Source organism: Bradyrhizobium sp. UFLA05-153 (assembly GCF_054185185.1).
Map to the genome: position 1 here is coordinate 1 of NZ_JBBIAM010000228.1, position 7,002 is coordinate 7,002.

At 58.6% G+C, this 7,002-nt stretch carries 8 protein-coding genes and 1 pseudogene; 3 read left to right on the forward strand and 6 right to left on the reverse strand.

The window, feature by feature from the left end; genetic code table 11:
• Positions 1–51: 51 nt before the first annotated feature.
• The 3 genes from Q2941_RS50020 to Q2941_RS50030 all read right to left on the reverse strand — a co-directional run bounded on the left by Q2941_RS50020 (position 52) and on the right by Q2941_RS50030 (position 2,252).
• Entirely contained in the window at positions 52–831 is a 780-nt protein-coding gene (locus tag Q2941_RS50020; RefSeq protein ID WP_458197318.1) for a GAF domain-containing protein, read from the reverse strand.
• Complete coding sequence (locus Q2941_RS50025; protein ID WP_458197311.1) at positions 723–1,352, reverse strand: GAF domain-containing protein; 630 nt, start codon at positions 1,350–1,352, stop codon at positions 723–725. Before Q2941_RS50025 ends, Q2941_RS50020 begins: the two co-directional genes overlap by 109 nt.
• Before the next feature lie 441 nt (positions 1,353–1,793).
• On the reverse strand, positions 1,794–2,252 hold the full coding sequence (locus Q2941_RS50030; protein WP_458197312.1) for a hypothetical protein: 459 nt from the start codon (positions 2,250–2,252) through the stop codon (positions 1,794–1,796).
• A gap of 282 nt (positions 2,253–2,534) precedes the next feature.
• On the opposite strand from Q2941_RS50030, the gene Q2941_RS50035 reads away from it, so the two are divergent.
• Entirely contained in the window at positions 2,535–3,569 is a 1,035-nt protein-coding gene (locus Q2941_RS50035) for a sulfite exporter TauE/SafE family protein (protein ID WP_458197313.1), read from the forward strand.
• A 263-nt stretch (positions 3,570–3,832) separates the two neighbouring features.
• On the opposite strand, the gene Q2941_RS50040 is transcribed toward Q2941_RS50035, so the two are convergent.
• Positions 3,833–5,392, reverse strand: coding sequence for a winged helix-turn-helix domain-containing tetratricopeptide repeat protein (locus Q2941_RS50040; protein WP_458197314.1), 1,560 nt, complete (start codon positions 5,390–5,392; stop codon positions 3,833–3,835).
• Between the two features lie 157 nt (positions 5,393–5,549).
• Here Q2941_RS50040 and Q2941_RS50045 point away from each other — a divergent pair, with 157 nt between their 5' ends.
• Both Q2941_RS50045 and Q2941_RS50050 read left to right on the forward strand, forming a co-directional pair.
• Positions 5,550–5,786 carry a DUF1127 domain-containing protein gene (locus Q2941_RS50045; RefSeq protein WP_458197315.1) on the forward strand — a complete coding sequence of 79 codons (237 nt, stop codon included), beginning with the start codon at positions 5,550–5,552 and terminating at the stop codon, positions 5,784–5,786.
• Positions 5,783–6,481, forward strand: coding sequence for a hypothetical protein (locus Q2941_RS50050; protein WP_458197316.1), 699 nt, complete (start codon positions 5,783–5,785; stop codon positions 6,479–6,481). The genes Q2941_RS50045 and Q2941_RS50050 overlap by 4 nt, the downstream gene beginning before the upstream one ends.
• A gap of 19 nt (positions 6,482–6,500) precedes the next feature.
• Here the strand turns inward: Q2941_RS50050 and Q2941_RS50055 are convergent, their stop codons facing one another.
• Positions 6,501–6,683, reverse strand: coding sequence for a hypothetical protein (locus Q2941_RS50055; protein ID WP_458197317.1), 183 nt, complete (start codon positions 6,681–6,683; stop codon positions 6,501–6,503).
• 173 nt (positions 6,684–6,856) lie between these two features.
• Positions 6,857–7,002 (reverse strand): annotated as a pseudogene (locus tag Q2941_RS50060) (IS701 family transposase); the annotation flags it as partial.

Consider the following 7,002-nt stretch of genomic DNA (forward strand, 5'->3'; position numbering starts at 1 on the left):
CCTTCACCCAACGCCATCATAGACCTCGCCGTGCCCGCGCGCATGCGTCAATCAGGCGGCCTTCGACGTGTGCGTACTCGGGAAATGGAGAACGCTTCGATTCTGAATGACGATTCCCGTCGCAGTCTGTTCGACCGGCCTGGGAAGGGTTTCAATCACCGCCTCGAGAGCGGCGCCGCGCCAGGCTCCCGCATGCACCTGGCCATCGGGCTGCATCACGAAGATGCCCAGCTGCTCGGTGGCGAAAAGCTTCTCACAACTGTCGAGGATCTTCTCGAAGACCAGCGTTGTGTCGGCCACCGAACCGCTGATGACGCGCAACACATCCGAGGTCGCAGTCTGCCGCGCCAGCGCTTCCTGCGTCTCATTGAACAGCCGCGCGTTCTCGATCGCGATCACCGCCTGGTCGGCGAAGGTCTGCAGCAGCGAAATCTGCTTTTCGCTAAAGGGGACCGGCTCAAGGCGGCGAAGCCCGATTGCGCCGATGGCCTCGCCCTCGCGCAGCAACGGAACGGCCAGGATGCAGCGGTGACCCATTCGGCGTGAGTGTTCCCGTCCTTCCGGGAAATCGTCGCCCTCCTCAGAAAGCAGATCGGAGACCTGTAAGGTCGTCTTGTCGACCACGCAGCGGCCGGTGACCCATCGTCGATTGATCGGCCATTTGCTTAAACCGATTGGGATCGGTCCATGATGCGCGCTGTAATGCAGGTCATCGCCGATCTTCAGCAAGAGGCCGGTGTCATAGGAGTCGCAAAGCTTGCGCGCACTCTCGACAATCGCTTGCAGTGCCGGCTCGACCTTGGTCGGTGACGACGCGATGACGCTGAGAATGTTGCCGCTGGCCGACTGATAAGTGATGCAAGGGCATTGCTTTTTGCCTGCACCTCATTGAACAGCCGCGTGGTTTCGATCGCAATCACGGCCTGGTCGGCAAAAGTCCGCAGCAACTGGACGTGGTGATCGGCGAACCGGCCGGGCTCACGCCGCGTAATGGTTATCATGCCGATCGTCGTCCCTTGGTGCATGAGGGGCGAGAACATGATGCTGCGGAAGCCGCGGGCGCGCGCGATTCTGATTTGGAATTCCTTGCCGGTCTCGGTATCGGGAATTTGCTCCGTCTCTCCGTTCAGTACCTGCTGCGCCAGCGGGAAATTCGAAACGGGCATCGGAAACTCGTTCTGCAAAACCTCGTCGGCCTCCGTCGTGGTCGGCGTAAAAGCCTTGAGATAAGCCACGCCATCGACGAAGCGGAACACGGCGGCCGAGTCTCCGCCCATCAGCCGTTTGGCGCTGGCCACAATCGCCTCGAACACCGGCTGCACGTCGTCAGACGAACTGGCGATCGCCTTCAATATTTCGGCCGTCCCCGCCTGCTGCTTGCGGGCTTCCTTCAGCTCTTTGCCAAGACTCGAGACCGACGAACGCTTTATTGGGGCGGCGGATGGCGCAGTGCGTCGCTTGGTCTTGCCGGGGTTGCGGTCCTTTATTGAGCCGGCCTTGCGCGTTTTCGCCACACTCGTCTTGCCGCCCCTTCTTGATGGCCGCGCCATATCCGCCCCCAAGGGTCAAGAAAGCCTATCCTATCTGGCCAAACCTTCGTTCTGGAAGAGGCGAAAGAGCCAGAATCGTGCTTTCCGACTCGATTGATGTCCGCACCGGTCAACAGGCGAAGACTCAACGAGAGCAAATCGGGTCCGCAATACCGCGCCGGACCTCGACCAGGCATGCGGACACTTCAGAAGGGCCAATGAACTCGCCTACCTCGTCGGTAGTCGCCAATGACGTCGCATCGGTCAAAATTGAAACGGACTGATCGAAATGGAAATCTTGCCGTCCGCAGCTTGTTCTACCTTAAAGTCCACCTCTTTTTGCGCTGTTACATCCTCAACGGTCACATGCAACAACCCGGTACAAGTAACTGCTCGCTTGGCTTTGCTTCTTGAATTTGTGCGTATTGTATCATCCAACCGATATGCGGCGCCTTGTCTCGCCTTTTTCCAAATGGCTAATTTTTCGGCTTCAGTGCTCGTATTACTTACCATCGCCGCGACCGCGCTCGAATTCTTGACAGCGTAGTTGACAAGCGCGTTGTCGCTGTTGTCTGAAACGATCTTAACCACCGTATTGCGCGTATCGAAAGAATCACACTCGGGCGTCGTCCCGCCACAACCGCTCAGCAAAAGCAAAGCAGGGAGACACCAGAAAACCGACTGTCTTTCCCAAAAATGCTTCATCGGAATCGTCACGATCATCTTTCCTATTCCGACAAAAGAGGAATTTCGTCTGTTAACGGAGCAGCGTTCCTGCTGAGAGTCCGTCCTTGGGTCAAAAGCGCCGTTTTGGAAGTCTGTCCGTCACCTTCCGGTTGTCAGCCCTATGGTGGAGGAGGCGCTTAGGGGGCATCCGAGGTGCGAATCTTTCTTAAATCACTGATGGGCCCGGCAGGGTTCCAACCTGCAAACAGACCGCTAGAAGTGATAGGATAAAGGTCGGTCGCCTCGCGGGCGATCATTCCCCGTATGGGGGAGCCAACGATGCCTCCTCTTGATACTGCGGTGATCGTCCTCGCTGGCATCGCTTTTCTTGCAGCCTTCGTAAATGGCGCGCTCGGCTATGGGTTTTCCTCGCTCACCGTGCCGGTTGCCCTCGTTTTCTATGCAAACCGCATCCTGAATCCCGCCGTCGTGCTGGTCGAGGTGGCCACCAACTTCTACGTTCTATTTATCAATCTGAACGGCGTGGCAGCTGTATGGAAGAGGGTGTTTCCAATCATCGCCGGGCTCCTCCCCGGCATCGGACTAGGAGCCTTGCTTCTCACTACGGTTCAGCCGGGCTGGATCAAACTCGGGACCTACGCACTCATTCTGCCCCTCATCCTGGTTCAGGCAGCCGGTTTTCGGAGACCAATTCGGCAGACATGGTGGGTCGGTCTTCCCTTTGGAACTGCACTAGGCATCCTGTATTCGGTCACCACCATCTCGGGACCGCCGCTGGCGATGCTGTTCAACAACCAGGGTCTGGTCAAAACCGAGTTCCGGGCCGGTCTCGCATTGGTTCGCGTGGCCGAGTCGAGCGTGACGGCCATCGTCTATTACCAGCTTGGCCTGTTCACGGCGGAAAGCCAAAACATCTTATGGGTGCTTGTTCCCTGCGTTGCGGTTGGGGTACCGCTCGGCGCCTATGTCATCCGCCATCTGGATGCGGAGACGTTTCGTCGGATGTGCATGAGCTTTGATGCGTGGGTCGTGGGATTCGGTTTCTCTCGGGTATTGATCGAGCTGAACTTGGTGGAAAGCCCCTGGGCCTATGTCATCCTGGTCCTCACATTTTTGATCGACGGCTATTTGCTGTACATGTTTTTCACACGGAGAGCGGCCTCAAGACGCTCGCAACGAACCTTGCTTGCGCCCGGCGCTCCGAGTGGGCCGGATAATCGCATCGCTTCGGAGATAACCGAACCTCCCTACGACCCGCTTGCTCGGCTTAACACCGATCTCGGTTACGTTGTGGCGATCCTCGCTGTCGCCATGCTGGTTTTTGCAGTTTTGCCTTCAATTCGCATGCCATAGAGCGCGGCACAATTGAGTAACGTGGTTGCCCCTCGGAGTTCACTGGCCGCATCGGTGAAGGCAGCGGGCACACACGGCTTGCCGTTGGATTAGCAAAGGGTCAGGCGGCATCCGCACCAACGCGACAAAATGCGAAGAACTCGGTGTGAGCAAATCTGGTCCGCTTTACCCCCGTGTCCAGACCTCAACGAGGCGCGCGACCACTTCGCTGATGGGGCCAGAAGCGGCCATTCCAAGACCTCGTCGGCACAAGTGCACCGGGTTCATTCGGGCAACCCCGCCTTCCGAAAACCCTCGATTACCAGTTTCGCATTGGATTGCCCGCCCCGAGCGATCCACCCAGATATTGTGAAGGCGGGGTCGAACTCAAGCACGCGCGCTGCTGCCTCATGTGCCTCAGCGTCGCGTCCGAGATGCGCGAAAGCGGACGCGAGACAGCGGTGAGCTGCCGCATAGGAGGGGTTCTGACGTCGGGCGTTCCTCCCTGCGACGATTGCTTCGCCAAAGCGACGAAGCTCGATGTAGGCAAAACTCATTCCTGCTAAATTTGAAGCAAGTAACCGGTCAAATGGGCTTATTCGAATGGCGCGCTCAAAGCTCCTGATCGCCTCTTCCGGCCGTCCCGCTAGCAAGTAAGTGTGACCTCGATGGACCCATGCGTCGGCTGCATTAGGGTTAGAGGAGACCGCACGGTCCGCCAACTCTCGCGCAGTATCGAAATCGCAAGACCACATAGCCGTTGCACGGCTAAGTGCGCTCAACGCGTCGGAGTCGTTCTCGTCGATGCGAATTGCCAATCGGAGAAGCCGCAATCCTTCCGCAATTTCCGATTTCGGATCTGCCGCCCATCCCTCACCAACATTAACAAAGTGGCAGGTTCCTGCAAGGGTCGCAGCAAAGCCATACCGGGGGTCAATCTCCAAGGCGCGAGAGGCAAGCCGAAGGGCCTCGATCGTTCCGCCCGGGGAGCGTGAGGTTAAATGCGGTACTGCTCGAAGACAAAGGTCGTACGCACTAAAGTCATTCGGCCGACGTGCGGCTAAACCGATTTCAATTTGAAACATTTTTGGTGCAATGGCTGAAACAACACTCTCTGTCATCCGATCCTGGAGAGCGAACATATCGGTCAGGTCACCTTCAAATCGATCGGCCCAAAGGTGCACCCCCGTCGCGGCATCGATCAATTGGCCGATGATGCGGACCTTTCCGGCTGCCTTGCGTACACTGCCTTCCAGCACGTACCGCACGCCGAGTTCGCGCCCGACCTGCTTGATGTCGACGGCTGTCCCCTTGTAAGTAAAACTTGAATTGCGCGAGATCACGAAGAGAAATTTGAACCGTGATAACGCTGTGGTGATTTCATCTACCATGCCATCAGCGAAGTAATCCTGATCGGGATCACCACTCATATTTCGGAACGGCAGCACCGCTATGGAGGGTTTGTCGGGGAGCGCGAGGGCCGATTTCTGCGGTTCTACGCGGTCGTTGGGAACTGCAATGCATCCCGGGCCCCGTATCTCGAGCACTGTTCCGACGAAGCGGAATCCCTTGCGCTGCAGGGTTTTGATAAGGCGCTGCTCGTCGCCGGAATCGCCAATCACGCTGCGGACGACATTGAGACGGGTCGTCAGTGCTGCATCGGACACGACACGGCCGTTCCAAACGGTATTGATTAGATCCTCTTTACTAACAACGCGTTCCCTGTTGCGGATCAGGTAATCGAGCAGGTCGAATACCTGTGGAGCAATGGAGACCATTTCCGTCCCGCGATGCAGTTCGCGCCGGTCAGTGTCGAGTGCGAACTCTTCGAAGTGATAGCGCAAGCTGCCAATCCTTCAGGCTCTGATCATGCCGAGCCCTAGCACCTCTCAGGACGTAAAGAATAAGCTGCCAGTGAGGAGAATGTAAGCCGAATGTGAAGCGTGCCCTCCCGTGCGTTGGCATCATCTGAGTAGAAATCACACCCAGGGAGCTGCCGCGATGAGCACGACCTATGGTGCGACAGGGTTGGGACAGACCGCCCCATCGACGCGACGCGAATCCAGCTTCTTCAACAGATGTTGGAGTGCGCTACAGGAGCGGCACAGCCGCCAGAGATTACGAGCCACCTTGTGCGATCTAAGTGACCGGGAGCTAATGGACATCGGCACTACGCGCGGCGAGATCGACTACGTCGCCGCGAATCGAGGTATCGACCCGCGAGGCATCATCGGATGATCCAACCCGGCGGCGCGCTCGTCTCCCGCCGGCCGTGGTGGGGTAGCGAGCGCTTCGCGCTGATCCTTACCTCTTACCGGCCATCTGGGCGCGGAATGTCGGTGCCCCTCAGATACGGCCATGGTCGGGTTGTCGTTGCACCACTTCCGGAGCCACAAATCCAGCGCGTTCAGGTCGACCCTGATCTGGTCGTCGGTATTCCCCTCATACGCAGAGTTGTAGCCGCTCACGAAGCCCATCATCCATTCGTGGTAGCGGATCAGCTCGCCGTAAAACTTGCTGCCATCCGCCGCTGGATGCTGCATCACCGCACCGACCGGCGACTGGCCGACCGCGGCGACGAATTGGCCGCACGATCGCTGGCCGACGCCGAGACGATGACGCCGGTCCCGCCGGCAAGAGCCTGGACTGAAACGAGCGGCGCACCGGCAAAGCAGACTGTGGCGATGATTGCTAAACGCATGTTATTGACCCCCTGCAACCCACGGCAGCAGATAGTCGGGCCAGAGGGTAGGCTAGGGCCTATGGATATCCCGTCGATCGTTGAACTGCGTCGGCAGCTGATGCTGCGGTCGGAGATGCTGCGCCTGATCGAGACGAGCCGCGGCCGGCCGCGCCGGGTCATCACCTGGCTGAAGTGGCGCCGCCGCGCCGAGCTGCGCCGGCGGCGTGTCAGCGCTGAACGCCGAGAGTAGCGAGCGCTTCGCGCTGATCTTACCGCTGGTGGCCGAGGCCGATGCGGAGCTGGTGCGCCTTGGCGCGCAGTGCCGGGATCGAACGCTTCATCTGCTTCGAGATCTTGGCGATCGGCGTCCTCGCCTTCGAGTGCGCCTTGAGCGCCTTCACGTCGTCGCGGGTGTACTCGCGCCGCGTGGTAGTCTTCTTGGCCTTTGCCATGATATTTCCTAGTTGTGAGAGGAGCGGGCGGTTTACTGGATAATCAGGCTGCTGCAAGTTGCTTCTATGTAATCGTTGCGGCGAATGCGGGCTATCGGCGATACCCCGCGTGCGCTTCGCGCTGAGTCTCTAGCTAGCACTACTTTGGCAGAAACTGTTTGTGCGGGGCCTCTTCAAGGATTTGTTTTCGGCAGTACGGACACCACGGAGCCGGCGGCCGCAGGATGAGATCGACGATGGCGTGACGTACGGCGGGCATGGTTGGCTGAGGCGGAGGCCCGTTGATTCTTTTTTTTCCGCCCCGCATATGCGAGGCGAC